The organism is Pseudomonas sp. PME37.24/025 (assembly GCF_055556615.1).
This window is the reverse complement of the sequence record NZ_JBVHNK010000235.1, coordinates 1-268: the sequence shown is the minus strand read 5'-3', so window position 1 is coordinate 268 and position 268 is coordinate 1. Positions and strand designations below refer to the sequence as shown.

The following is a 268-nucleotide window of genomic DNA, read 5'->3' as shown; positions in this document are numbered from 1 at the left end:
AGGCGCTCACCGTGGCGCTGCTGTCCCTGGCGTTGGTGGTCGGCTCGACGCTCGCCATCATGGTGATGAGCCCGTTCGGTCTCGACCGCGTCCTCTTCGAAGTGATCTCCGCGTTCGCTACCGTCGGGCTGTCGACGGGCATCACCGCAGACCTTCCCGCCGTCGCCCAGCTCATCCTCATCGTGCTGATGTTCATCGGCCGACTCGGCCCCGTCCTGCTCGGCACCGCCCTCGCGTTGACCCGAGAGAAGCGCATGTACGAACTCCC

1 protein-coding gene is annotated in these 268 nt (G+C 66.4%); it reads left to right on the top strand.

Annotated elements, in window-relative coordinates:
- The coding region (locus ACZ3HH_RS30190) for a potassium transporter TrkG (protein ID WP_465810268.1) at positions 1-268 on the top strand (268 nt) is incomplete at both ends.